This is a genomic window from Bifidobacterium sp. B4079 (assembly GCF_026537385.1).
Taxonomy (GTDB): Bacteria; Actinomycetota; Actinomycetes; order Actinomycetales; family Bifidobacteriaceae; genus Bombiscardovia; species Bombiscardovia asteroides_I.
Genome location: NZ_JAFNMH010000002.1, coordinates 373,599 through 398,486 on the forward strand (window position 1 = coordinate 373,599; position 24,888 = coordinate 398,486).

Consider the following 24,888-nt stretch of genomic DNA (forward strand, 5'->3'; position numbering starts at 1 on the left):
GGGGCCCGGGCCTTTTCCCGCGCAAAGACTGGCAACAAAGTGAGATGGATCCTGGAGCGCCCGTTAGCTTGGAAGCATGAGTGAGGCGAAGAGGCATTGCATGATCCCAGAAGGCGGTTCCACAGGATTCGTCCCCACCTGTGGTGGGGGCCAAGCCGTCGGTTTGGATCACGATTATCTTGAGGACATACCGGCTCGGACCGGCCAGGACACGATTCTGCTCAATCCGGCGGATATGGTGGCTGTCGCTGCCAGGAATCTGGAGCCCGGCGAAAGAGTCATGGTCGAGGGTCGTGGCGAGGTGACGGTGCTCGGACGAGTTCCCCGAGGGCACAAACTCGCGCTTCAGAACATTTCCAAGGGCGAGGACGTCATCAAGTATGGCTATGCCATCGGCCACGCCAAGGAGGCTATCAGTAGGGGGCAATGGGTCCACACGCACAATCTGGCCACCAACCTGGGCGCCGACCTGAACTACCGTTATCAGCCGGTTGCCGACACGGTCAAGCCGGGCAGCCCGACCGGGACTTTCCAAGGGTACAGGCGCTCGACGGGCAAGGTAGGCATCCGCAACGATCTCTACATCGTCCCGACCGTAGGTTGCATCAACAGTCTGTGCGACGCCATGGCGCGGTCTTTCTCAGCCCGCCATCCTGGCAACGGATCTTTTGACTCGGTGGTTGTGGCGCGCCACCCTTATGGATGCTCCCAACTCGGAGGCGATCTGGTCTACACCAGGCGTTGCCTTCAGGACATCGCCACCCATCCTAACGCCGGGGGTGTTCTTCTCGTTGGCCTGGGGTGTGAAAACAATCAGATGGAGGACATGCTGAGCACCCTGGGCGAGTATGACACGAACCGAATTCGTTGGATTATATGCCAGGAAGTGGAGGACGAGCTGGATGAGGCCGATGCCCTCCTGGATCAGATCAACGAGGCTGCAAACGATGACCGTCGTGAAGAGACGCCCCTGTCCGAACTCAAGGTCAGCGTCAAGTGCGGTGGGTCCGACGGAATGTCAGGCATCACGGCCAATCCGCTGGTCGGCCGGTTCGCTGAATGGGTGGTCGCCCAGGGCGGGTCCGTGGTCCTGGCCGAGGTCCCTGAAATGTTCGGGGCAGAACAGGTCCTGATGAGCCAGGCACGCGACGAGCAGGTCTTCCATGATGTCGTCAATCTTATCAATAATTTCAAGGGATTCTTCCGTAAATACGGCGAAGTCATATCCGACAATCCCTCTCCAGGCAACAAGAAGGGCGGAATCACGACTCTGGAGGATAAATCCTTGGGCTGCATCCGCAAAGGCGGCCGTTGCGAGGTCGAGGATGTGCTCAACTATGGCGACCATATCTCCAGACCCGGGCTCTCTCTGCTGCAGACGCCAGGCAACGACCTCGTCTCCAGTACGGGAATGGCTGCAGCAGGAGCGCAAGTGGTCCTCTTCACTACTGGCCGGGGTACTCCTTTCGGAACTTTCGTGCCTACGGTGAAAGTAGCTACCAACACGCCCCTGGCCACCAAGAAACACCGTTGGATCGACTTCGACGCCGGACGTCTTCTGGATGAGCCCGGAGATCAGGTTTTCAACGATTTTCGTAAGAAAGTCCTTGCCGTGGTCAACGGTGAGCAGACCTGCAATGAGCGTAACGGCATGCAGGACATTGCCATATTCAAGGATGGCCCGACTGAATAGAGTGCGGGCTGCACCCTATGGGCATCCTGGTCGGAGCATCTGGGGCGCTTTGCTGTGCATTGGCGGATTGGTGCGCCCTGTTCGAGTTGCCGTGTCCGGAAGATCTCCCAACAGGTAATATTCCGAAATGAACACAGTCCGGAGTTGCGTGTCCCCATCCTCTATAGTTGTGGGCCGGATAGGTTTGTGACACAATGCGTCTCGATTGGGAGCAGGATGGAATTATTCAGGAAGAAATCGGTTGAACAGACCCTGGCAGAGACCGGGGAGGAGGGCAGGTCGCTCAAGCGGACGCTGACCACCTGGGACCTGGCCATCATGGCCGTTGCAGTGGCCGTGGGCGCCGGCATCTTCTCGGTGGGTGCCCAGGCGGCGGCCTTCCATGCGGGCCCGGCCGTCATCATCTCCTTCGTCATAGCAGGCATCGTCTGTGCGGCGGCCGTCATGTGCTACGCGGAGTTCGCCTCCATGATCCCGGTTTCAGGCTCGGCCTACACCTTCACCTACAACACCATGGGCGAACTGGTGGCTTGGATCATCGGCTGGGACCTGATTCTGGAGATGCTCATGGCCGCTTCGGTCATCTCCAAGTACTGGGGCGTCTACCTGAATGACTTCATCCATCTGATGGGCGGCACCTCCTTCAGTTCCAGCTTCCATATGGGCGGCCTAGATGTGGACCTGGCCCCGCTGGCGGTCGTCGCCCTCTTCACGGTCCTTCTGGTCCTGGGCACCAAGCTTTCCGCCCGGTTCGACGGCGCCCTGACCGTCCTCAAGATCGGCATCGTGGTCTTCGTCATCGTGGTGGGCTTCTTCTACGTCAAGTTGGACAACTACCGGCCCTTCATTCCGCCTTCCGAACCTGCCTCGGCCGTTCCGGGAGCCAGTGTGCAGGGAATCATGGGCCAGCCGCTCTGGCAGTGGGTCTCAGGCATGCAGCCCACCATCTACGGCATTCCCGGCATCCTCTCAGGCGCTGCCCTGGTCTTCTTCGCTTTCGTGGGCTTCGACATCGTCGCCACCACCTCCGAGGAGGCCAAGGAGCCCCACAAGACCATTCCCCGTGGAATCGGCCTGGGCATGCTGATCGTCATCACTTTGTACATCCTGGTCGCCATCGTTACCACCGGCATGGTCTCCTACAAGGATCTGGCAAAGGCCAAGAACCCCTCTCTGGCTACCGGCTTCGAGATGGTGGGGGCTCCTTGGGCCGCCAAGATCATCTCCTTCGGCATCGTGGTGGGGCTGACCACCGTGGTCATGGTGCTCCTGCTGGGGCTGACCCGCATCGTCTTCGCCATGAGCCGCGACGGGCTTCTTCCACGTGGCCTGTCTCGCACTGGCCGTTATGGCACGCCGGCCCGCATTCAGATTCTGGGCGGCATCGTGGTGGCCGTGGTCGCCTCTTGCTTCCCTATAGACGTCTTGTCCGACATGGTCAACATCGGCACGCTTTCAGCCTTCCTGCTGGTGGCCATTTCACTGCCCATCATGCGCAAGCGCCGGCCGGATCTGCCCCGGTCCTTCAAGATGCCAGGCAATCCCTGGGTGCCCATTCTGATAGCCCTGGCCTGCCTCTGGCTCATGCTCAACCTGACCGTGCTGACCTGGATTCGATTCGTGGTCTGGCTGGCTGCAGGCCTGGCCATCTATTTCTGCTATTCCTACCGGCACTCCCTGCTCGGTCGTCATCAGCTCAGCGAGAAGATATCCCAGGCCACCCAGGCCGGTCTGGACTGACCTGGAGCGTCGGCGCTGCAGTGTAGAGTGAATGCTCGCATACTCAGGAGGTAACCCATGACCTACGTCATCGCTCAGCCCTGCGTGGACGTCAAGGACAAGGCCTGTGTGGACGAATGCCCGGTGGACTGCATCTACGAGGGCGTCCGTTCGCTCTATATCAACCCCAACGAGTGCGTGGACTGCGGCGCTTGCGAACCGGTCTGCCCGGTGGAGGCCATCTTCTACGAGGACGACCTGCCCGAGGAGTGGACCTGGTACAAGGACGCGGCGACTGATTTCTTCGCCCAGGTGGGGGATGCCGGCGGTGCTGCTGCGGTCGGCCCCTACGATCACGATCCGGAGGGTGTGGCAGCCTTGCCACCCAACAAGTAGTCGATTAAGGCTGACAAGCCGCGGATGGGAGCCATCCCTCCGCGGCTTATTCATAAAAGAAAGGCGGGCCATGGGTTTTCATCCTTTCGAATCTCCCTACGACTGGTCAAGGATTGACTCTTACCGGCGGCGTGCTGAGCAGTGTCCCGGCGGTCTGGTCGACCTGTCGGTAGGTTCGCCGGTGGATCCTGTACCCAGATCGGTCAGGGACGCCTTGGCTGCGGCTGCGGATGATGGCCAAGCGCGAGGCTATCCCAAAACTGCCGGTGATGGTTCCCTGAGGCAGGCCGCGGCCGACTGGTTCCGTCGTCGCCGCGGGGTAGACCTGAATGCCCTAGGCGCGGATCTGGTGCCCACGGTTGGGTCCAAGGAGGCGGTGGCGCTCATGGCCTCCCTTCTGCATCTGGGACCGGGGGACCGGGTGGTGCAGCCGACGATATCCTATCCCACCTACGCCATCGGAACCCAGCTGGCCGGGGCCCAGGTGACGACCGTGGACGATCCGACTGATACGGATTCATGGGTGAATCTGCCCGATGTGCGAGCAATATGGATCAATTCGCCAGGCAACCCCAGTGGGCGGGTCATCGGCCAAGCCGGGCTGGCTAAGATCGTGCGGGCGGCCCGTTCGATAGGGGTGACGGTCCTGAGTGACGAGTGCTATGCCCTGCTGGATTGGTCAGGGCCCGCCCAAGCCGGGCAGGATGCGCCGATCCCCGCCTCGCCCTGTATCCTGGAGCCCCAAGTTTGTGACGGCGATGCCAGAGGGATACTCTGCCTGTACTCAATGAGCAAGCAGTCCAATATGGCTGGGTACAGGGCGGCGCTGGTGGCCGGAGATGCTCATCTGGTGGAGGCCATGACCGCCTACCGCAAGCAGGTGGGACTGATTGTGCCAGGTCCGGTGCAGCGGGCCATGCGGGCCGCTCTGGAGGACAGCGAGGGTGTGAAGGCTCAGCGCGAGGTGTACGCCCGTCGCCTGCAAGCCCTGGCTGAAGCTCTTAGATCCTACGGATACGATGCCTTCATGCCTCAGGGAGGTCTTTATATCTGGGCACGAGCCCGCTCGGGAGACTGTTGGGCCGATATGGCAGACCTGTCCCGTCTGGGCATTCTGGCCAGTCCCGGGGAGTTCTACGGGGATGGCCATCATCTGCGGTTCTCGTCAACCATAACTGACGGGCAGCTGGAGCTGGCCTCGGCGCGTCTGCGGAGTGCTGCTTAGAGGCCCATACTGACTGAACCCTTGCCATAGCGGCTCCTGATGGAGTCCATGGTGGCCTCTGCCTGATCCAGGCGCTGGGCCTCGCTGCCGGCGCTGCGTTGGCTCTCGTGGAGAATGTCGTCCAAGGAAGGCTGGATGGGAGTGTCCTCCACCCGGCTCAGGCCGGATGCGCTGACACCGGCCAGACGGATCAGACGGGGAAGGGGTGTGTCCATGGGCGCGCCATCGGGCAGCCCCAGCATGGCCTTGAGCAGGCCGACTGCTTGCGGATAGATGCGGTTGGCTGAGTTGACCGGGGTTTCCAGGGTGTGGGCCTTGGTCATATAGCGCAGATCATCAAAGCGCAGTTTGACAGTGATGGTCCGGGCGATCAGGCCGTGCGATCGCAGTCCGGTGGCGACCTCGTTGCTGCAGATGCGCAGGAGGTCACAGACCTGCTTCATGCTGGTGGTGTCGTGCAGAAAGGTGCGTTCCGCGCCCAGGGACTTCTCCGGCGCTCGTGGCTGGACTGGATCGTCGTCCAGTCCGTGGGAGGCCTGTGCCAGCTTCCTGGCTGTAAGGCTCGAGCCTGTGGCCCGAGCCAGATCCTGCTCGCTCATGGTGGCCAGGTCGGCCACATCCTTGATGGCCCAGGCGTTGAGCCGCTTCTCCAAGGCCGGTCCGATTCCGGGAATGCCACGCAGGGGCATCAACTGGACGAATTCGGCCTGCCGGGCCTTGGGGATCAGCAGCATCCCGTCAGGTTTGGCGTTGGTGGAGGCCATCTTGGCCACTAGCTTGTTGGTGGCGATGCCTACCGAGCAGGTCACATGGAATTGGCGGGCCACGCTGGCTCGGATCCATTGGGCGATGGCCGTGGGCATGCCCCAGCGCATGAGCGCCCCGGAGGCGTCCAAGTAGCATTCGTCCACAGAGACCTGTTCGATCTGATCGGTGATTCGTGAGAAAACCGTATCAAATATCCGTCGTGAAATGCCCCGGTAATAGGCCATGTCAACCGGGAGGAAGATCCCCTGCGGGCACAGTCGCCTGGCGCGCGCCAGGGGCATGGCCGAATTGATGCCGAAGGCCCTGGCCTCGTAGCTGGCTGCGGAGACCACCGAACGACGTCCGGTGCCGATGATGACCGGTCGGCCTTGCAATTGCGGGTGTCGAGCGACTTCGCAGGAGGCGTAGAAGGCATCCATGTCTATGTGCAGCACCGTGCAGCCGGTCTCGTCATGTCCCCAGTCCTTCTTGGCGGCTGCAAGCCTTGGTGCGGTGCTCATGGCTCCATGATAGAAGGGGGTCTCGGAGGAATGTGCGATAAATTATTCTCAAACCAAGATGCCTGGAAAAGATTCACTTTCATGTTTTTATCTATGAAACCGAGTGAATCTGTTCTCTGCCGCATTGCTTCTTGTCGCCCCGGCGAGTCAGGTCTGTCAATCATGGTATTCTATTGTCTTGTTCTCGAAACTTTGGGGCTCAGGTCCTGGCTCGGGAGCTTGCATGGAGACGTGCCTGAGTGGCCGAAAGGGGCACCCTGCTAAGGTGTTGACTGCGCAAGCGGTCCAGGAGTTCGAATCTCCTCGTCTCCGCCTGATGACCGGTGATCGCTGATTGTGCACGATTGCCGGTCTTATCCATTTCCCACGGGCTTTATTCGCCTATATTCTTTTTCAAGCCTCGGCCTGGCAGAGTCCTAGTTTGCGCGGCAGAGGACCGGTGGTGCTTGGCATGAGCCTGTCTGTCTGGCAGGCAGACCGCAGCCAGGCACTGGCAGTATGGCTTGCCTTGGCTGTCATGAGGCAGGCGAAGCCTGGCTCCCGGACAGGGGTATCAGGCTTCGGCCTTCGCCAAGCGCAATGGGCTGGGCCCGGCCCTGCAGAAGGTCGTCCAGTCGGCCGTGAAAGGCCGGCACGGCTGCGGGCTCCAAGTCGTAGGTCAATCGGACCCGATCAGTGAAGTCCTCGGTCTCCACGTGCCCACCAGAGGCGCGGATCAGACGGCGGAGGGAGTCGTACTCTGGATAGCCCAGAGTGATCGTGAAGCGTTGCGTCGGGAGTACGCGTGCTGATCTCGCCGCCTTGAGCGCCAGGGAGGCTGCTGAGGAATAGGCCCGGATCAACCCCCCTGACCCGAGAAGGATCCCCCCGAAGTATCGGGTCACCGTCAGGACGCAGTCGGTCAGCCCCTGCCGCCGCATGACTTCAAGTATGGGCTTGCCGGCTGTTCCGGAGGGCTCCCCGTCATCGCTCATACGCTCGCTGGTGCGGCCCTCGGGTCCCCAGATGGCGCAGTGACAGATGTGCCGGGCCTTGGGGTGTTGCGAGCGGACCTCCTGGACGAAGGCAATGGCCGCCTCCTGGTCCTCCACATGGCAGGCCTGACCGATGAACTCGGACTTGCGCTCGGTCAGTGAGCCTGTGGCTGGTTTCTGCGGCGTATCCAGTATGGTGAGCAAATCGGCTTGCCTCCTATGACTATCGTCTCCTCAATTTCCGCGCTATCTCCATGCTAGAGGGGATGCCGGGCCTAGTCTGAAATCGGGGAGGCGGCCTAAGCTGGCCGCATGACCAATCCCCAGGACCAACCGGAAACCGAATCATCGTCAGCCGGCAAGCCCTACGAGGCTCTGACCGTTTTCTATGAACGGCTCAGGCACTCTACGGATACAGCTGAGCTGCACGAATTCGCCCGCAGCCCCCTGCCCGACAGGTCCGACCAGGCCGCCTTCTCCCGCTTTACGGCACTGCTGGAGGCTGTGGCCGGTAACGAGCACACGCCGGTGGAGGACAGGGTCTACCTGGCGCAGACCATGCCCTTCCCCAATATTTTGGTTAAGCTCTCCCAGGATTCCAACGCAGAGGTCCGTCGGGCGGTGGCCGCCAACAAGGACGACAAAAACTGGCTGGCCGGTCTGCTCACCAAGGACGAGGACGCCGGAGTCAGGGCTGCAGCGCTGACCAACCCCATGACATCCTGGAAGATGCGACTGGAAGGTGCACAGGACGAGCGCACCGACGCTGACACCCTGGACTTTCTAGGAGCTCTCGGCACTCGCGATGAGCAGGATGCCCCACATGTGCTGGCCGCCATGGTGCGCCGAGCCGTGGCCCTGAATCCCAACACCGGGCAGGCCACCCTTGATGCCCTGCGCAAGGACCTGGACGGGCAGGTGGCACGGGCGGCGGCCTCCCAATGAGACTGGGGCCGACGCGAATTTTGACGAACGGCGCTCAGGCGTTACAATAATGGATTGTTGTGTTTCCCTAAGGGGTCCTCAAAGCGCTTTTCCCACTCGCCGTCTAGGACTTTCAGGGAGCCCACGGAATACACGGCTTTCGGCCAGCATGGCAGCATGTGGCGCGGGGAGCCCGAAACACAATGCAAGGAAAAGGTTGAATCGTGAAGACTTTCACCCCGAAACCAGCCGATCTGACACATGACTGGTATATCGTCGACGCCTCCGGTGTGGTGCTGGGGCGTCTGGCAGCCCAGGTGGCCGATCTGCTGCGTGGCAAGAACAAGCCCACCTATGCGCCCTACGCCGACTCTGGCAACAACGTCATCGTCATCAACGCCTCCAAGATGGTGCTCACGGGCAACAAGAACGACAAGGTGCTCTACACCCACTCCGGTCGTCCCGGCGGTCTGCGTCGCGACTCCTACGGGCAGTTGATGGAGCACAATCCCGAGCGCATCATCATGACGGCGGTCAAGGGCATGTTGCCCAAGAACAAGCTGGCCAAGGTCCAGCTGACCAGGCTGCGGGTCTTCGCAGGCGAGGAGCATCCTCACACCTCACAGCAGCCCATTGAGTACAAGATCCACCAGGTCGCCCAGCAGGCCAAGTAGGACCAGAGGAGATAATCACCATGGCTGACAACAACAACAGCTCCGCGGTTCTTGAGGCCGAGGAGACCAGCGCTTCCTACACTTCCGAGACTAATGCCGGTGCGGGCACCGGCACCTCCGCCATCGAGCCAGGCTACGGCACCGGTCGCCGTAAGGAGGCAGTCGCCCGCGTCCGTCTGATCCCGGGCTCCGGCAAGTGGAGCATCAATGGGCACACCTTGGAGGAGTACTTCCCGAGCAAGCTGCACCAGCGGGAGGTCAACTCGCCCATCGTGTTGCTCAAGCTCGAGAACAAGTTCGACGTGGTTGTGCGCGTCGAGGGCGGCGGCGTGACCGGCCAGGCCGGCGCAGTCCGTCTGGGCGTCGCACGCGCCCTGAACGCCATCGATCGGGACGCCAACCGTCCTGCCCTGAAGAAGGCCGGGTTCCTGACCCGCGACGCCCGCGTGGTGGAGCGCAAGAAGGCGGGTCTGCACAAGGCCCGTCGCGCGCCGCAGTTCTCCAAGCGTTGACGTTCGCAGTCCTTCCATCCCCGAGGTTCATGAACCTCGGGGATTTTTCATGCTTGGACCGCCTCTGCCGAAAAACGAACGGCAAAGAGCACTTTTCTGTTTGACAAGTGACCAGGAAACCTACGGATTCCCACACGACACGCTGCAAGTGAACGTTCGCTCCGCCTGGGGCTCAATGGTTCTTCTCCTCGGTTATATTGTGACCGGTTATATTGTGATATTCGTCACCTTATGGCCTTTGCCTTTCGAGGGCTGGCGCGGTCCAGTACTGCCTCCCGGTCCTCGGCGGAGTCCGAGCAAGCACACAAGGAGGACCGGGATCTTGGCTGAAACGCGTACGCAAGGACACAGGAATCGGGCGACAGGATCAGCCGCCGGAAGCAAAAGAGCGGAGCAGGATCGAACCGAGCTGGCCCGCAAGGAGGTGGATGCCCTGGTCGCCAGAGCGCAGACCGCTCTGAGGACCTTCGAGGAGCTCAACCAGGAGCAGGTGGACAGGATCGTGGCCAAGGCCTCCATCGCGGCCCTGAACAAGCATCTGGCCCTGGCCCAGATGGCCGTTCAGGAGACAGGACGCGGACTGGTGGAGGACAAGGCCACCAAGAACATCTTCGCCTGCGAGCACGTGACCAACTACCTGGCTAAACAGCGCACCGTGGGCATCATCAGCGAGAACGAGGTGGACGGCATCATCGAGGTTGCCGAGCCGGTGGGGGTCGTGGCCGGCGTGACCCCAGTGACCAACCCCACTTCGACCGCCATATTCAAGTCCCTGCTGGCCTTGAAGACCCGTTGCCCCATCGTCTTCGGCTTCCATCCCTATGCCCAGCGCTGCTCGGTAGAGGCGGCCCGGATCGTCCGTGACGCCGCTATTGAAGCAGGCGCTCCGCAGGATTGCATCCAGTGGATCGAACACCCCTCTGTTGAGGCCACGGGCGCGCTGATGCGGCACCCAGGCGTAGCCACCATCCTGGCCACCGGCGGCCCGGGCATGGTCAAGGCCGCATACTCCTCGGGTAAGCCGGCCCTGGGGGTGGGCGCCGGCAATGCCCCGGCCTATGTGGACTGCAAGGTCAACGTTGCTCGGGCCGTCAACGATCTGATCTTGTCCAAGCACTTCGACTATGGCATGATCTGCGCCACGGAGCAGGCCGTCATCGCCCATCAGGATGTGTACGACCGAATGATCAAGGAGATGAAGCGGCGCAAGGCGTACTTCGTCAATGCCGAGGAGAAGGCCAAGCTGGAGGAGTACATGTTCGGGGTGAGGTCCCATGCCGGAGCAGACGCCCCCCAGCCCAGGCTCAATTCGGTGGTTCCCGGCAAGTCCCCGCAGTTCATCGCCCGTCAGGCTGGTTTTGAGATTCCCGAGGATGCAACCATCCTGGCTGCCGAATGCGACCAAGTCGGCCCCATGGAGCCACTGACCATGGAAAAGCTGGCTCCGGTCCAAGCTGTGCTCAAGGCCCGGAACAAGGAGGAGGGCTTCGCCCTCTGCGAGCAGATGCTGCGCTACGGGGCCGGACATACGGCGGCCATACACACGGACAACGAGAAGTTGGTGCGGGAGTATGGCCAGCGCATGCACGCCTGCAGGATCGTCTGGAACCAGCCCAGCTCACTGGGCGGCATCGGCGACATCTACAATGCCATAGCCCCCTCCCTGACGCTGGGTTGCGGCTCCTACGGCGGCAATTCGGTCTCGGGCAACGTTCAGGCGGTCAATCTGATCAATGTCAAGAGGATAGCCCGGAGGAACAACAACATGCAGTGGTTCAAGGTGCCGCCCAAGACCTACTTCGAGCCCAATTCCGTGCGCTATCTGCGCGACATGTTCGGCATTCGCCGGGCCGTGATCGTCTGTGACAAGGTCATGGAGCAGCTGGGGGTCATCGACAAGATCATCGATCAGCTGCGGGCCCGTTCCGAGCCGGTCACCTTCCGCATCATCGACTATGTCGAGCCTGAACCCAGCGTGGAGACGGTGCAGCGGGGGGCGGCCATGATGCGCAACGAGTTCGGCCCCGACACCATCATCGCCGTAGGCGGGGGCAGCCCCATGGACGCTGCCAAGATCATGTGGCTTCTCTATGAGCACCCGGAGATCTCCTTCGCTGATGTCCGTGAGAAGTTCTTCGATATCCGCAAGCGCGCCTTCAAGATTCCGCCCCTGGGCACCAAGGCCAGGCTGGTCTGTATTCCCACGTCATCGGGCACGGGTTCGGAGGTCACCCCATTCGCGGTCATCACCGACCATAAGACCGGATACAAGTACCCCATCACCGATTACGCCCTGACCCCCAGCGTGGCCATCGTGGATCCGGTCCTGGCCCGTACCCAGCCCAAGAGGCTGGCCTGCGACTCGGGCTTCGATGCCCTGACCCACTGCATGGAGGCTTTTGTCTCGGTCTATGCCAATGACTACACCGACGCCATGGCCCTGCATGCGGCCAAACTGATCTGGGACAACCTGGAGCCTGCTGTGAGCACTGCCGGCGGTGAGGCCAAGGTACGCGCCCAGGAGAAGATGCACAATGCGGCGACCATGGCAGGCATGGCCTTCGGCTCGGCCTTCCTGGGCATGTGCCACGGCATGGCACATACCATCGGAGCCCTCTGCCATGTGGCCCATGGGCGTGCCAATTCCATCCTTTTGCCCTATGTGATCCGCTACAACGGATGCATCCCGGACGAGCCGACCAGCTGGCCCAAATACAGCGAGTATGTGGCCCCGGAGCGCTACAGGCAGATGGCCCATGTGCTGGGCATCGAATCCGCTACTGCCGAGGAGGGCGTGGAGCTCTTGGCCCGTGCTGTGGAATCCTACAGGGACGAGCGTCTGGGCATGGATGCCTCCTTCCAGGCTGCCGGAGTGGACGAGGACCTCTACTGGCAGTCCTTGGATCAGATCGGCATGCGCGCCTACGAGGACCAATGCACGCCGGCCAATCCTCGCATTCCGATGATTGAGGACATGAAAGACATCGCTGTGGCCGCCTACTATGGGGTCAGCCAGGGGGAGGGCCATCGGATGCGGGTTGCCCGCCAGGGCGAGGATGAGGTGCAAGAGGCCTCCCAGCGGGCCTGACAAGGCCGGAATCCAGTCGAGGATCCCCCTGGAAGCGGCGCGACACGCCCGGATTCTTCTAGGGGGACCCTCGTGCTTTAATAAGAAAGTTGCCTGTTTTGGGCTCGCATTTTGTCAATCACAATAGCGGGTGCAGCGAGGAGTCCCATCCCCACGGTTCTCCACGGCTGCGCATGGATCCGGCTGAGGCCTGTCGGGAGGAATGTCTCCTTGCGGCCGTCGTTTCGTGCCCTCGAAACAGACTGGGTAATCAGTTCATAGATCGCTAGAAAGGGCGGACGGCAATGGCGGGACAGAAAATCCGCATCAGGCTAAAGTCCTATGACCATGAGGTCATCGACCAATCGGCGAAGAAGATCGTCGAGACGGTGACGAACGCGGGCGCAACTGTGGTTGGCCCCGTTCCGCTGCCGACTGAGAAGAACGTGTATGTCGTCATCCGTTCTCCTCATAAGTACAAGGACTCCCGCGAGCACTTCGAGATGCGCACCCACAAGCGCCTGATCGACATCGTGGATCCCACGCCCAAGGCGGTGGATTCGTTGATGCACATCGATCTGCCGGCGGACGTCAACATCGAGATCAAGCTGTAGGGGAGGAGGAAACCGCATGGCTGAAGAGCAGAGGAACCGCAAGGCTCTCCTGGGCCGCAAGCTGGGCATGTCCCAGGTCTGGGACGAGAACGGCTTCTTCGTCCCGGTGACCCTGGTGGACGTGTCCACCAACGTGGTGACCGCGGTCAAGAACCAGGAGAAGGACGGCTATCAGGCCATCCAGATCGGCTACGGGCAGATCGATCCCACCAAGGTGACCAAGCCGCTGGCTGGCCACTTCGCCAAGGCTGGAGTGACCCCGCGTCGCCACTTGGTCGAGGTCCGCACCGCTGATGCCGACAGCTATCAGCCCGGCCAGGAGCTGGGCCTGGACCTGCTGCCCGAGGGCAGCGAGGTCGACGTGACCGGAACAACCAAGGGCAAGGGCTTCGCCGGCACCATCAAGCGCTGGGGCTTCAAGTCCTACCGCCGCACCCACGGTTCGCACAAGAACGAGCGCCGTCCTGGTTCAGTGGGCGCCTGCGCCACGCCTAGCCGCATCCTCAAGGGCAAGCGGATGGCCGGCCGCATGGGTCACGACACCTCGACCGTCCAGAATCTGACCATTGTCTCCGCAGATGCCGAGAAGGGCGTCATCGCCATCAAGGGTGCCCTGCCCGGGCCCCGCGGCGCCATCGTCCTGGTTCGTTCGGCAGTGAAGGGAGCCTGAAACCATGGCTAAGTTGACTCTGAACATCACCGACGCCCAGGGCAAGAACACCGGAACTGTGGATGCACCCGAGCAGATCTTCGGCATTGCAGAAGAGGATATTCGCTCACACGTGCCGCTGATCCATCAGGTGGTTGTCGCCCAGCTGGCTGCAGCCCGTCAGGGGACACACTCGGTCAAGACCCGGTCCACCGTCTCAGGTGGCGGCCGCAAGCCTTGGAAGCAGAAGGGCACTGGACGTGCTCGTCAGGGCTCCATTCGCGCTCCCCAGTGGACCGGTGGCGCCATTGTCCACGGCCCGCAGCCGCGCGACTACTCCCAGCGCACCCCCAAGAAGATGAAGGCCGCAGCTTTGCGCTACGTCCTGTCCGACCGGGTCAACGCCGGACGCGTGCACGTGGTCGACTTCGGCATTGGCGAGACTCCGTCCACCAAGGCAGCCAAGGCAGCCCTGTTGCCCCTGGTCGACAGTAGATTCACCACCGTCGTGCTGTCCCGTGAGAACATCAACGAGTGGCTCTCCGTCAGGAACCTGCCCACCGTCCATGTCCTCTTCGCCGATCAGCTCAACACCTACGATGTGGTCACGGCCGAGGATGTCGTCTTCAGCAAGGACGGCTTCGATGCCTTCCTGGCTGTCAAGGGCGGCGCCAAGTCCAAGACCGTCAAGGAGGCCTGATTTTCATGGCAGCTATTCACAAGCCAGCACACGACATCATTCTGCGCCCGGTCGTCTCCGAGAAGAGCTACGCCAACTCGGACCGAGGCCAGTACACATTCGTGGTGGACCCTGAAGCCAACAAGGTCGCCATCAAGCAGGCCATCGAGCAGATCTTCAACGTGAAGGTCACATCGGTCAACACCCTCAACCGGCAGGGTAAGAGGACCCGGACCCGTACGGGCTGGGGTCGTCGTGCCGCCGAGAAACGCGCCATCGTCAAGGTGGCCGAGGGCCAGTCGATCGATGTCTTCGGTACCAAAAACTGAAGGCTAGCCGAGAAAAGTTAAGGAAGAACTAGATTATGGCTATCCGTACATACAAGCCGACGACCGCGGGCCGTCGCAACGCCTCGGTTTCGGACTTCGCCGAAATCACGCGCTCCAAGCCCGAGAAGTCGCTGGTTCGCAAGCTGAGCAAGACCGGCGGGCGCAACTCCTACGGCCGTGTCACCAGTCGCCATCGGGGCGGCGGACACAAGCGCCAGTACCGCCTCATTGACTTCCGTCGCTGGGACAAGGACGGTGTGCCCGCCAAGGTGGCTGAGATCGAATACGATCCCAACCGCTCGGCCCGCATCGCCCTTCTGCACTTCGCAGACGGTGAGAAGCGCTACATCATCGCCCCGCAGGGCATCAAGCAGGGTGACGTCATCGAGACCGGTCCCCAGGCCGACATCAAGCCCGGCAACAACCTGCCCCTGCGCAATATCCCCACCGGCACCATCGTCCACGCCATTGAGCTGCGGCCCCTGGGCGGCGCCAAGATCGCACGCTCGGCCGGTGCTGCCGTCCAGTTGGTGGCCAAGGACGGTGCCTACGCCCAGCTGCGTATGCCCTCCGGCGAAATCCGCAATGTCGATTCCCGTTGCCGCGCAACAGTGGGCGAGGTCGGCAACAACGACCACGCCAATGTCCAGCTAGGCAAGGCGGGACGTGCACGCTGGATGGGACGCAGGCCCATCACCCGCGGTGAATCCATGAACCCGGTCGACCACCCGCATGGCGGACGCACTCGTGGCGGCAAGCCGCCAGTGTCTCCCTGGGGCAAGGGCGAGGTCCGCACCCGCAGGCCCAAGAAGGCCTCCAACAAGATGATTGTGCGTCGTCGTCCAAATGGTAAGAACCGCAAGTAAGGGAGTGTCGGAAAGATGACTCGTAGCATCAAGAAGGGCCCATTCGTCGACGCCCACTTGCAGAAGAAAGTCGACGAGCAGAACGAAAAGGGCACCAAGAACGTCATCAAGACCTGGTCCCGTCGTTCCATGATCACCCCGGACTTCATCGGGCACACTTTTGCTGTGCACGATGGCCGCAAGCATGTCCCGGTCTTCGTCACCGAGGCCATGGTCGGCCACAAGCTCGGCGAATTCGCCCCCACCCGGACCTTCAGGGGTCATGTGAAGGACGACAAGAAAGCACGCCGCTGAGGCGAGGGAGAGTAGAGACACATGGAAGCTAAGGCAATTGCACGTCACGTTCGCGTGACGCCTCGCAAGGCTCGCCGCGTCGTCGACCTCATCCGAGGCAAGCAGGCGACCGAGGCCGTGACCATACTGAAGTTTGCCCCCCAGGACGCGGCCGTTCCGGTCCGCAAATGCCTGGAGAGCGCCATCGCCAACGCGCGTGTCAAGGCGGACAAGGCCAACCAGCCCTTCCGCGAGAACGAACTGATGGTTCGGGAGACCTACGTGGACGAGGGCACCACCCTGAAGCGGTTCCGCGCCCGCGCTCAGGGTCGTGCGGCCCGCATCAACAAGCGGACCAGCCACATCACTGTCGTGGTGGCCGACAAGGAAGGAGCCCGATAATGGGGCAGAAGATCAACCCGTTTGGGTACCGACTCGGCATCACCGAGGAGCACCGCAGCAAGTGGTACTCCGACTCCAACAAGACGGGGGAGCGTTACAGCGACTTCGTTCTTGAGGACGACAAGATCCGCAAGGAGATGAACAAGGATCTGGAGCGCGCAGGCGTTTCCAAGATCGTTATCGAGCGGACCCGTGACCGTGTGCGCGTCGACATTCACACCGCTCGGCCGGGCATCGTCATCGGCCGTCGCGGAGCCGAGGCTGAGCGTGTGCGCGCCAAGCTGGAGAAGATCACCGGCAAGCAGGTCCAGCTGAACATCTTCGAGGTCAAGAACGCCTCCATCGATGCTCAGCTGGTGGCTCAGGGAATCGCTGAGCAGCTGACCAACCGCGTCACCTTCCGCCGGGCCATGCGCAAGGCTCAGCAGGATGCCATGCGGGCCGGCGCCAAGGGCATCAGGATCAAGCTGTCCGGCCGACTGGGCGGAGCTGAGATGAGCCGTTCGGAGTTCTACCGCGAGGGCCGTGTGCCCCTGCAGACTCTGCGCGCCCTGATTGACTACGGCTTCTTCGAGGCCAGGACGACCTACGGCCGCATTGGCGTCAAGGTTTGGATCTACAAGGGCGACATGACCGAGCGTCAGTTCGAGGAGCAGCAGGCTCAGCAGAACAACCGCCCCGGTCGGCGCGGGGATCGTCGTCCCCGTCGTGGCGTCCGTCCCTCCGAGGGGCGCACCCGCCGCGAGCAGGATGCAGCCAAGCAGAACAGCGGTGTGGCCGCGCCGCCGGCGTCGGCTCAGGAGCATACCGCTTCGGCCCCCGTCGCAACCGAAGCAAAGGAGTGAGCCGTGCTTATCCCAAAGAGGACTAAATACCGCAAGCAGCATCGTCCGGGTCGTTCGGGCATGTCCAAGGGCGGCAACGAGATCGCTTTTGGCGATTACGGCATTCAGGCCCTGGCTCCGGCCTACCTGACCAACCGGCAGATCGAGGCGGCCCGTATCGCCATGACCCGGTATATCAAGCGTGGTGGCCGCGTCTGGATCACGGTCTTCCCGGATCGTCCCCTGACCAAGCATGCCCTGGGATCCCGAATGGGTTCCGGCAAGGGGGCACCTGAGTTCTGGGTGGCCAACGTCCGTCCTGGTCGGGTGCTTTTCGAGATCGGCGGCGTGAGCGAGGATGTGGCCCGCGAGGCACTTCGCCGCGCTACTGACAAGCTTCCCATGAAGTGCCGGATTATTGCACGTGAAGGCGGTGACATCTGATGTCAGTCGGAACAGCCGAGTATTCCATCAAGAATCTGAATGAAAAGACCAATGCGGAGATCGAGGATTTCCTGAAGAAGTCCAAGGAAGAGCTGTTCAACCTGCGCTTCCAGTCGGCCACCGGTCAGCTGGAGAACACCTCCCGCCTCAAGGCCGTCAAGCACGACATCGCCAGGATGTACACCGTCCTGCGCGAGCGCGAGCTGGGCATCAGCCAGGAGCCCGCCGAAGCAAAGGCCGAGAGCAAAGCTGAGGAGAAGTAAGCATGGCTGACAAGCAGGAGCGCAACTTCCGCAAGGTTCGCAGCGGCTACGTCGTGTCCGACAAGATGGACAAGACCATCACCGTTGAGCTGGAGCAGCGTTCGACCCACCCCCTGTACGGCAAGGTCGTCCGCAGCAACCGCAAGGTCAAGGCCCATGATGAGAAGAATGAGGCCCATGTGGGCGACTTCGTGAGTATCATGGAGACCCGTCCTCTGAGCAAGACCAAGCGCTGGCGTCTCGACTCCATCGTCGAGCGCGCCAAGTAACAAGTTCGGCCAGGCTCCGCATCTCATCCCGCCCTGGTACGGGGTGTCTGCGGAGAACCAGCGCGGCTAAGGAGAATCAATGATTCAGCAGGAATCGCGGCTTCAGGTCGCCGACAACACGGGTGCCAAGGAGATCCTGGCCATCCGCGTGCTCGGCGGGTCGAAGCGACGCTATGCCGGCATTGGCGATGTGATCGTCGCCACCGTCAAGGATGCCATTCCCGGCGGGTCGGTCAAGAAGGGCGAGGTCGTGAAGGCGGTCGTCGTCCGTACGGTCAAGGAGCATCGTCGTCACGACGGCTCCTACATCAAGTTCGACGAGAACGCGGCAGTCATCCTCGGCACCGGCCGTGAACCCCGCGGCACTCGTATCTTCGGACCGGTCGGTCGTGAGCTGCGCGACAAGCGCTTCATGAAGATCGTGTCCCTGGCACCGGAGGTGATCTGAAGTGGTAGCCAAGATCAAGACAGGCGACCAGGTCAAGGTCATCCGCGGCAAGGATCGCGGCAAGGAGGGCAAGGTTCTGCGGATTCTGCCCAATGACCGCCTGATCGTCGAGGGTATTCAGATCGTCAAGAAGCATGTGCGGGCCACCCAGCAGGGTCAGGAGTCGGGCATCGTCCCGACCGAGGCGCCCATCCATCGCTCCAACGTGATGGTCATTGACCCGGAGACCAAGAAGCCGACTCGCATCGGCGTGAACATCAAGGAGGAGGCGCGTGACGGCAAGGTCAAGGTCGTGCGCACCCGCTTCGCCAAGAAGTCAGGCAAGGAGCTGTCATGAGCGATACCACCGTTGAAGCACCGGCAGTCCCTCGTTTGCTGCAGCAGTACCGCGAGAGCATTGTGCCCGAGCTGGAGAAGGAATTCAAGTTCTCCAACCCCATGCAGGTGCCCAGGATCGAGAAGGTCGTGGTCTCTATGGGTGTGGGTGCCGCGGCACGCGACTCCAAGCTGATCGAGGGCGCGATCAAGGATCTGACGGCCATCACCGGCCAGAAGCCCAAGATCACCAAGGCTAAGAAGTCCGTGGCGCAGTTCCACCTGCGTGAGGGACAAGCCATCGGTGCCTTCGCCACCCTGCGCGGCGTGCGCATGTGGGAGTTCCTGGATCGTCTGCTGACCCTGGCTCTGCCCCGCATCCGTGACTTCCGCGGCATCAGCGACCGTCAGTTCGACGGCCAGGGCAACTACAACTTCGGTCTCACGGAGCAGTCTATGTTCCACGAGATCGATCCTGATCAGATCGATCACCAGCGTGGTATGGATATCACCGTGGTGACCTCCACCAAGAACGATCAGGAAGCCCGGGCGCTCCTCAAGCAGCTGGGCTTCCCCTTCAAGGAGAACTGATATGGCAAAAACCGCTCTGAGAAACAAGGCGGCACGCAAGCCGAAGTTCAAGGTGCGTGGATACACGCGCTGCCAGGTCTGCGGTCGTCCTCATTCCGTCTATCGCAAGTTCGGCCTGTGCCGCATCTGCCTTCGTGAGAAGGCTCATCGCGGCGAGCTGCCGGGTGTGACGAAGTCCAGTTGGTAAAGATCGACGCTGAAGGTCCGCGGTCGCGGCAGATTGCTGCCCGGCGGTGGAAACCACGGCGAGGAAGGGCATAAGCCCACATGACAATGACAGATCCCATCGCAGACATGCTGACACGTCTGCGTAATGCGAGTGCGGCCAAGCATGAAACAGTCGATATGCCGTACTCCAAGTTCAAGGCGAACATCGCGCAGATCCTCAAGCGCGAAGGCTTCATCGCCGATTACCGTGCCAAGGAGGCGCGCGTCGGGCAGGATCTGGAGATCACGCTCAAGTACGGTCCCGATGGGCGCCAGTCCATTCAGGGAATCAAGCGTGTCTCCAAGCCCGGTCTGCGTCGGTACACCAAGTCGGATTCCCTGCCTATGCCCTTGGGCGGGCTGGGAATCGCCATCATCTCGACCAGCTCGGGACTGATGACCCAGAAAGAATGCCTCGACAGGGGCATCGGCGGCGAAATAGTCGCCTACGTATGGTGAGAAAGGAGAGCTGAACATGGCATCGCATATTGGTAAGCTCCCCATCGCCGTTCCGGCAGGTGTGGAGGTGGCCTTCAAGGGCCAGGAATTCACCGCCAAGGGTCCCAAGGGCTCGGACGGATGCACGCTGCCCGAGGGCATCACCGGCAAGGTCGAGGGCAATGAAATCATCATGACCCCCGCCGACGAGGACCGCACCACCAAGGCCAAGCACGGACTGAGCCGCTCCATCGTGGCTTCCATGGTTGAAGGCGTCTCCAAGGGCTACAGCAAGCACCTGCAGATCGTCGGCACCGGCTACCGCGTGGTCGCAAAGGGCAAGTCCCTGGAGTTCTCGCTGGGCTATTCGCACACCATCACTGTCGACCCCCCGGAGGGCATCACCTTCGAGACGCCGAACGCCAACGAAGTGGTCGTCTCCGGCATCGACAAGCAGGCCGTCGGCCAGGCTGCGGCCAACATCCGCGCCCTGCGTGCGCCTGAGCCTTACAAGGGCAAGGGCATCAAGTACGCCGACGAGCACATCCTGCGCAAAGCTGGAAAGGCTGGTAAGTGATATGACGGTCTCGATACTAGGCAAAGGCAAGAAGATCGCCCGTCTGCGCCGCCATGCCCGTCTTCGCAAGCACGTCTCCGGCACGGCAGAGCGCCCCCGTCTGGTGGTCACACGGACCAATCGCAACATGATTGCCCAGATTGTCGACGACACCAAGGGCGTCACCCTGGTCAGCGAGTCGACTATGGCTTCGGACTACGGCTCCTTCAAGGGCACCAAGACCGAGGCCGCCCGCAAGGTGGGCGAGCAGATTGCAGCCAAGGCCAAGAAGGCTGGCATTACTGCCGTGGTCTTCGACCGCGGCGGCAACAAGTACCACGGAAGGGTCGCAGCGGTTGCGGAAGGCGCCCGTGAGGGAGGATTGGCACTGTGAGCGACAACGAAACGACAAAGGAAACAACCCAGGTGACTGAAGATTCCACAAACGCTCAGTCCAGCCAGGGTGGCAGAAGGGATCGGAACGATGATCGCCGCGGCGGTCGTCGGGGAGGTTCCCGTGATGGCCGCAGGGATGGCCGTCGTGGCCGTCGCGATCGCGACGAGCGTGACGACATGCTCGACAGAGTCGTGACCATCAATCGCGTCTCCAAGGTCCACAAGGGAGGCCGTACCTTCAGCTTCGCGGCTCTGGTGGTCGTGGGCGACGGCAAGGGCACCGTGGGCGTTGGCTATGGCAAGTCCCGTGAGGTCCCCGCAGCCATCTCCAAGGGTCAGCTGGATGCCAAGAAGCACATGTTCACCGTCCCCCGCATCCGTGGCACTGTCACCCACCCGGTGATTGGCCACGATGCGGCCGGTACGGTTCTCCTGCGGCCAGCAGCCCCTGGAACCGGCGTTATCGCTGGCGGCCCGGTCCGCGCCGTCCTGGAGTGCGCCGGCATCACCGACATCCTGAGCAAGTCCATGGGATCGGCCACTGCTGTCAACATGGTGCGGGCCACTGTAGCCGCTTTGAAGCAGCTGGAGGAGCCCGAGGAGATCGCGGCACGCCGCGGTCTGCCCCTGGAGGAGGTCGCCCCCGACTCCCTCCTGCGTGCACGTGCCGCCGGCATCGCCGACGAGCGCAAAGAGCGTGAAGAGGCTAAGGCCAAGGCTGACGAGCAGTCGAAGGCAGGTGAGTGATGACCAAGCAGATCAAGATCACCCTGGTCAAGGGCGTGGCTCATGCCACTGACCGCCAGAAGGAGAACGTCAGGTCTCTGGGCCTTCACAAGATCGGCCAGTCAGTCCTGCGTGAGGACACCCCCGTCTACCGGGGGATGGCCGACAAGGTCCGCCACCTGGTGAGCGTAGAGGAGGCAGACTGATTATGGCCAGCGACAAGCAAGAGCCCACCATCCTGCAGATGCATGACTTGCGTCCGGCTCCGGGCGCCAAGCGCGACCGCATTCGTGTGGGTCGTGGTGAGGGATCAAAGGGCAAGACCTCTGGTCGTGGCACCAAGGGCACCAAGGCCCGCTACCAGGTCCGCCCGGGCTTTGAAGGCGGCCAGCTGCCCCTGTACATGCGGTTGCCAAAGCTGCGCGGGTTCAGGAGCCCCTTCAAGAAGGAGTACCAGGTGGTCAACCTGGGTGCTCTGGAAGAGCTCTTCCCCAAGGGCGGCGAAGTCACCGTCGAGGATCTGGTCGACAAGGGAGCGGTCCGCAAGGGCCACCCCGTCAAGGTCCTGGGTGATGGTGATGTCAAGGCAGCTTTCACCCTCAAAGGCGTCAAGGCTTCGGCCTCGGCCAAAAGCAAGATAGAAGCCGCAGGCGGATCCGTCTCCGAGGACTGATACTCACAGGGGACAGACCGCAAGGCAGATGTTTCCGGCCCTCCCCGCTCCAAGCGGGCGGGGGCCGGAACTCGTTCCGGCCTGGTTGCCGTCGGGTTTGACGGAGCCATCGGCTAAGCTGGTCGGAGCAAGAGGGTGCGATGCACCGGGACCAGCGCGCGGGCGCGTAGGGAGGGAACTTAGGTGAGGACGTTAATCCAGGCCTTCAAGACCAAGGAGTTGAGGAAGAAAATCTTCTTCGTTCTTGGCATCATCATCATCTATCGCATCGGGTCGTTTATACCTACTCCAGGCGTGGATTATCCCGCCGTGCAGAAGTGCATCTCCACGGCTGGCAATGAGGACTTCATCGGCCTGGTGAACCTGTTCTCGGGCGGAGCCCTGCTGCAGTTGTCCATCTTCGCACTGGGCATCATGCCCTACATCACTGCATCCATTGTGGTGCAGTTGCTGCGCGTGGTCATTCCCCGCTTCGAGGCGCTGCACAAGGAGGGCCAGTCAGGCGAGGCCAAGCTGACTGAGTACACCAGGTATCTGACCATCGGCCTGGCGGTGCTGCAATCCACGACCATTCTGGTTACGGCCAACAAGGGTGCGCTCTTCGGTGGTGCCTGCCAACAGCAAGTCATCCCTGACAGCTCTTGGTGGAATATGGGGGTCATGGTTCTGATCATGACCGGCGGCACCGGTCTGATTATGTGGATGGCCGAACTGATCACCGACAAGGGAATCGGTAACGGCATGTCCGTCCTGATCTTCATCTCCATCTGCTCTGGCTTCCTGCCCCAGCTCTGGAACATCGGATGGGGGACCAATGGCAAGAACGGCGACTGGGTCAAGTTCGGCATAGTTGTTACCGTTCTGTTGGTCATTCTGATTCTGGTCGACTACGTCGAGCTGGCCCAACGCCGTATTCCCGTCCAGTACACCCGCAGGATGATTGGCCGCAAGATGTACGGCGGATCTTCCACCTATCTGCCGCTCAAGATCAATATGTCAGGCGTGATTCCCCCAATCTTTGCATCCTCCATTTTGGCCATTCCGACCCTTGTTGCCCAGTTCGGCAAATCCGATCAGAGCTGGGTCAAGTGGATCGATGCCAACATGGCCAACACGACTTCGGTCTGGTACATCGTGCTCTACTCGGTCATGATTGTCTTCTTCTGCTTCTTCTACACTTCCATCACCTTCAATCCTGACGAGACAGCCGACAACATGAAAGAATACGGCGGCTTCATTCCGGGCATCAGGGCCGGACGGGCCACCAGCCGGTACCTTTCATACGTGATGAATCGGCTGAACACGGTGGGCGCCGTCTATCTGCTCTTCGTGGCTTTGATCCCCACGGTGCTGATCATGCTGCTGAAGATCAACTCCAAGCTGCCCTTCGGCGGCACCACCATCCTGATCATCGCCGGTGTCGGCCTGGACACTCTGCGACAAGCAAGGGCTCAGACCGAGCAGTTCCAGTACACCGGCTTCCTGCTGGAGGGCGAACACAAGGAGGGCTGACCTTCCGGTCAGACGCTTGCAAGCGGTGTCAAGCCAAAACGGATGAAGGTCCGGCCCTGGCCCTTGGTGGCCTGGGGCCGGACCCTGTAATATTTGGAAGACTGTTTGCATGGGTTTGGCGAGTGGAACCTGCGTCGGGCCAGGCAGCCGCTAGCATACGTAAATGAGGGTCCTGCGCGGCTTAGACTGTTAATACCGTCCGGGGCCGTAAGGCTAAGAGCAATAGAACATCGAGCAAAGGATAGGGAATGGTACAGCGACTGTTGATCATGGGACCTCAAGGTGTTGGCAAGGGCACGCAAGCGGCCTTGCTCAGCAAGCATTACGGGATTCCGGCCATCTCCACCGGCGACATTTTCCGCTACAACCTCAAGAACGGAACCGAACTGGGCAAGCAGGCCAAGGCCTACACTGACAAGGGTGAGCTGGTTCCAGACGAGCTGACCAACAAGATTGTCAAGGACCGTCTGGGCATGGACGATGCTGCCCATGGCTGGATTCTGGACGGCTACCCTCGTTCGGCCTCCCAGGTCGAGGCCCTGGACAAGATGCTTAACGAGCTGGGCACTCCGCTGACGGCTGTGGTGGCCCTGGATGCCGACCATGATGTGCTCATGCAGCGCATCGCCAAGCGGGCCAAGGAAGAAGGGCGAGCGGATGATACTCCCGAGGCCATTGCCAAGCGTCTGGATATCTATGCCAAGGAGACAGCCCCCCTGTTGAATACCTATAAGTCCCGCAGCCTTCTGGTCGCGGTGGATGGCCAGGGCGAGGTCGACCAGATCTCCAAGGAGATTATCGCCCAGCTGGACAAGCGCTAATTCATAGCCTGTCAAGCGAGAGTCCTGTCGTCAGCTGAATCAGCTGTATGAATGCCATGTTCAGGACACACAGGTAAGACTTGCTGACAGGACTCACTGAAGCTTAGAAGCTGCATGACCCCGAGGGGCGTGACAGCTTCT

Annotated in this window: 33 protein-coding genes and 1 tRNA gene; 32 read left to right on the forward strand and 2 right to left on the reverse strand. The window is 61.5% G+C overall.

Translation table 11 applies throughout. The features are described from left to right. The first annotated feature begins 76 nt into the window (after positions 1-76). The 4 genes from J3T95_RS06255 (at position 77) to dapC (ending at position 5,033) form a co-directional block, all read left to right on the forward strand. Positions 77-1,693, forward strand: coding sequence for a UxaA family hydrolase (locus tag J3T95_RS06255; RefSeq protein ID WP_267450827.1), 1,617 nt, complete (start codon positions 77-79; stop codon positions 1,691-1,693). Between the two features lie 216 nt (positions 1,694-1,909). Continuing rightward, entirely contained in the window at positions 1,910-3,433 is a 1,524-nt protein-coding gene (locus tag J3T95_RS06260; RefSeq protein WP_267450828.1) for an amino acid permease, read from the forward strand. A gap of 57 nt (positions 3,434-3,490) precedes the next feature. Continuing rightward, positions 3,491-3,808 (forward strand): ferredoxin, encoded by a 318-nt coding sequence (gene fdxA / locus J3T95_RS06265; protein WP_015022367.1) that lies wholly within the window; start codon positions 3,491-3,493, stop codon positions 3,806-3,808. Positions 3,809-3,878: 70 nt separating this feature from the next. Continuing rightward, positions 3,879-5,033, forward strand: a complete 1,155-nt coding sequence (dapC, locus tag J3T95_RS06270; RefSeq protein WP_267450829.1) for a succinyldiaminopimelate transaminase — start codon at positions 3,879-3,881, stop codon at positions 5,031-5,033. Here the strand turns inward: dapC and dinB are convergent. Beyond that, positions 5,030-6,301, reverse strand: a complete 1,272-nt coding sequence (dinB, locus tag J3T95_RS06275) for a DNA polymerase IV (protein ID WP_267450830.1) — start codon at positions 6,299-6,301, stop codon at positions 5,030-5,032. The two genes, dapC and dinB, sit on opposite strands and share 4 nt — an antisense overlap. Before the next feature lie 225 nt (positions 6,302-6,526). Here dinB and J3T95_RS06280 point away from each other — a divergent pair. Continuing rightward, positions 6,527-6,613: transfer RNA gene (locus J3T95_RS06280), tRNA-Ser, on the forward strand. A 203-nt stretch (positions 6,614-6,816) separates the two neighbouring features. Here the strand turns inward: J3T95_RS06280 and J3T95_RS06285 are convergent. After that, complete coding sequence (locus J3T95_RS06285) at positions 6,817-7,479, reverse strand: IMPACT family protein (protein ID WP_220236269.1); 663 nt, start codon at positions 7,477-7,479, stop codon at positions 6,817-6,819. Positions 7,480-7,587: 108 nt separating this feature from the next. On the opposite strand from J3T95_RS06285, the gene J3T95_RS06290 reads away from it, so the two are divergent. The 27 genes from J3T95_RS06290 (at position 7,588) to J3T95_RS06420 (ending at position 24,747) form a co-directional block, all read left to right on the forward strand. Next, positions 7,588-8,220: an AbrB family transcriptional regulator gene (locus J3T95_RS06290; protein WP_267450831.1), complete on the forward strand. Its 633-nt coding sequence runs from the start codon at positions 7,588-7,590 to the stop codon at positions 8,218-8,220. Positions 8,221-8,423: 203 nt separating this feature from the next. Beyond that, entirely contained in the window at positions 8,424-8,873 is a 450-nt protein-coding gene (gene rplM / locus J3T95_RS06295; RefSeq protein WP_046323307.1) for a 50S ribosomal protein L13, read from the forward strand. A gap of 20 nt (positions 8,874-8,893) precedes the next feature. Continuing rightward, entirely contained in the window at positions 8,894-9,385 is a 492-nt protein-coding gene (gene rpsI / locus J3T95_RS06300; RefSeq protein ID WP_015022361.1) for a 30S ribosomal protein S9, read from the forward strand. A gap of 322 nt (positions 9,386-9,707) precedes the next feature. Continuing rightward, positions 9,708-12,473 (forward strand): bifunctional acetaldehyde-CoA/alcohol dehydrogenase, encoded by a 2,766-nt coding sequence (adhE, locus tag J3T95_RS06305; RefSeq protein WP_267450832.1) that lies wholly within the window; start codon positions 9,708-9,710, stop codon positions 12,471-12,473. A gap of 284 nt (positions 12,474-12,757) precedes the next feature. After that, complete coding sequence (gene rpsJ / locus J3T95_RS06310) at positions 12,758-13,066, forward strand: 30S ribosomal protein S10 (protein ID WP_006295278.1); 309 nt, start codon at positions 12,758-12,760, stop codon at positions 13,064-13,066. 16 nt (positions 13,067-13,082) lie between these two features. Then, positions 13,083-13,736 (forward strand): 50S ribosomal protein L3, encoded by a 654-nt coding sequence (gene rplC / locus J3T95_RS06315; protein WP_015022359.1) that lies wholly within the window; start codon positions 13,083-13,085, stop codon positions 13,734-13,736. Positions 13,737-13,740: 4 nt separating this feature from the next. Further along, a complete protein-coding gene (gene rplD / locus J3T95_RS06320) occupies positions 13,741-14,415 on the forward strand; it encodes a 50S ribosomal protein L4 (RefSeq protein ID WP_220236266.1) in 675 nt (224 codons plus the stop codon). 5 nt (positions 14,416-14,420) lie between these two features. Further along, on the forward strand, positions 14,421-14,723 hold the full coding sequence (gene rplW / locus J3T95_RS06325) for a 50S ribosomal protein L23 (protein WP_220236265.1): 303 nt from the start codon (positions 14,421-14,423) through the stop codon (positions 14,721-14,723). A 35-nt stretch (positions 14,724-14,758) separates the two neighbouring features. Beyond that, positions 14,759-15,589, forward strand: coding sequence for a 50S ribosomal protein L2 (gene rplB, locus J3T95_RS06330; RefSeq protein ID WP_015022356.1), 831 nt, complete (start codon positions 14,759-14,761; stop codon positions 15,587-15,589). A 15-nt stretch (positions 15,590-15,604) separates the two neighbouring features. After that, positions 15,605-15,883 carry a 30S ribosomal protein S19 gene (gene rpsS, locus J3T95_RS06335; protein ID WP_015022355.1) on the forward strand — a complete coding sequence of 93 codons (279 nt, stop codon included), beginning with the start codon at positions 15,605-15,607 and terminating at the stop codon, positions 15,881-15,883. A 21-nt stretch (positions 15,884-15,904) separates the two neighbouring features. Next, positions 15,905-16,264 (forward strand): 50S ribosomal protein L22, encoded by a 360-nt coding sequence (gene rplV / locus J3T95_RS06340; protein WP_024626790.1) that lies wholly within the window; start codon positions 15,905-15,907, stop codon positions 16,262-16,264. After that, positions 16,264-17,109 carry a 30S ribosomal protein S3 gene (gene rpsC, locus J3T95_RS06345; RefSeq protein ID WP_220236263.1) on the forward strand — a complete coding sequence of 282 codons (846 nt, stop codon included), beginning with the start codon at positions 16,264-16,266 and terminating at the stop codon, positions 17,107-17,109. The genes rplV and rpsC overlap by 1 nt, the downstream gene beginning before the upstream one ends. Positions 17,110-17,112: 3 nt before the next feature. Beyond that, on the forward strand, positions 17,113-17,532 hold the full coding sequence (gene rplP / locus J3T95_RS06350; protein ID WP_015022352.1) for a 50S ribosomal protein L16: 420 nt from the start codon (positions 17,113-17,115) through the stop codon (positions 17,530-17,532). After that, a complete protein-coding gene (gene rpmC, locus J3T95_RS06355) occupies positions 17,532-17,795 on the forward strand; it encodes a 50S ribosomal protein L29 (protein WP_015022351.1) in 264 nt (87 codons plus the stop codon). Before rplP ends, rpmC begins: the two co-directional genes overlap by 1 nt. 2 nt (positions 17,796-17,797) lie before the next feature. Next, on the forward strand, positions 17,798-18,064 hold the full coding sequence (gene rpsQ, locus J3T95_RS06360) for a 30S ribosomal protein S17 (RefSeq protein WP_015022350.1): 267 nt from the start codon (positions 17,798-17,800) through the stop codon (positions 18,062-18,064). Between the two features lie 79 nt (positions 18,065-18,143). After that, positions 18,144-18,512: a 50S ribosomal protein L14 gene (rplN, locus tag J3T95_RS06365; protein WP_015022349.1), complete on the forward strand. Its 369-nt coding sequence runs from the start codon at positions 18,144-18,146 to the stop codon at positions 18,510-18,512. 1 nt (position 18,513) lies between these two features. Next, complete coding sequence (rplX, locus tag J3T95_RS06370; protein WP_015022348.1) at positions 18,514-18,849, forward strand: 50S ribosomal protein L24; 336 nt, start codon at positions 18,514-18,516, stop codon at positions 18,847-18,849. After that, entirely contained in the window at positions 18,846-19,418 is a 573-nt protein-coding gene (gene rplE / locus J3T95_RS06375; protein WP_220236262.1) for a 50S ribosomal protein L5, read from the forward strand. The genes rplX and rplE overlap by 4 nt, the downstream gene beginning before the upstream one ends. Position 19,419: 1 nt before the next feature. Then, positions 19,420-19,605: a type Z 30S ribosomal protein S14 gene (locus J3T95_RS06380; RefSeq protein WP_015022346.1), complete on the forward strand. Its 186-nt coding sequence runs from the start codon at positions 19,420-19,422 to the stop codon at positions 19,603-19,605. 80 nt (positions 19,606-19,685) lie between these two features. Then, a complete protein-coding gene (rpsH, locus tag J3T95_RS06385; protein WP_220236261.1) occupies positions 19,686-20,084 on the forward strand; it encodes a 30S ribosomal protein S8 in 399 nt (132 codons plus the stop codon). A gap of 16 nt (positions 20,085-20,100) precedes the next feature. Continuing rightward, positions 20,101-20,640, forward strand: a complete 540-nt coding sequence (gene rplF / locus J3T95_RS06390; protein ID WP_046323303.1) for a 50S ribosomal protein L6 — start codon at positions 20,101-20,103, stop codon at positions 20,638-20,640. Position 20,641: 1 nt separating this feature from the next. Continuing rightward, a complete protein-coding gene (rplR, locus tag J3T95_RS06395; RefSeq protein WP_220236260.1) occupies positions 20,642-21,013 on the forward strand; it encodes a 50S ribosomal protein L18 in 372 nt (123 codons plus the stop codon). After that, the gene (gene rpsE, locus J3T95_RS06400; protein ID WP_220236259.1) at positions 21,010-21,762 is read left to right on the forward strand and encodes a 30S ribosomal protein S5; all 753 of its coding nucleotides are present in this window, start codon (positions 21,010-21,012) and stop codon (positions 21,760-21,762) included. Before rplR ends, rpsE begins: the two co-directional genes overlap by 4 nt. Then, the gene (rpmD, locus tag J3T95_RS06405; protein WP_220236258.1) at positions 21,762-21,947 is read left to right on the forward strand and encodes a 50S ribosomal protein L30; all 186 of its coding nucleotides are present in this window, start codon (positions 21,762-21,764) and stop codon (positions 21,945-21,947) included. The genes rpsE and rpmD overlap by 1 nt, the downstream gene beginning before the upstream one ends. A gap of 2 nt (positions 21,948-21,949) precedes the next feature. Further along, complete coding sequence (gene rplO, locus J3T95_RS06410) at positions 21,950-22,414, forward strand: 50S ribosomal protein L15 (RefSeq protein WP_220236257.1); 465 nt, start codon at positions 21,950-21,952, stop codon at positions 22,412-22,414. A gap of 183 nt (positions 22,415-22,597) precedes the next feature. Beyond that, positions 22,598-23,926, forward strand: coding sequence for a preprotein translocase subunit SecY (gene secY, locus J3T95_RS06415; RefSeq protein WP_220236256.1), 1,329 nt, complete (start codon positions 22,598-22,600; stop codon positions 23,924-23,926). 248 nt (positions 23,927-24,174) lie between these two features. After that, positions 24,175-24,747, forward strand: coding sequence for an adenylate kinase (locus J3T95_RS06420; protein WP_267450833.1), 573 nt, complete (start codon positions 24,175-24,177; stop codon positions 24,745-24,747). Positions 24,748-24,888: the final 141 nt, after the last annotated feature.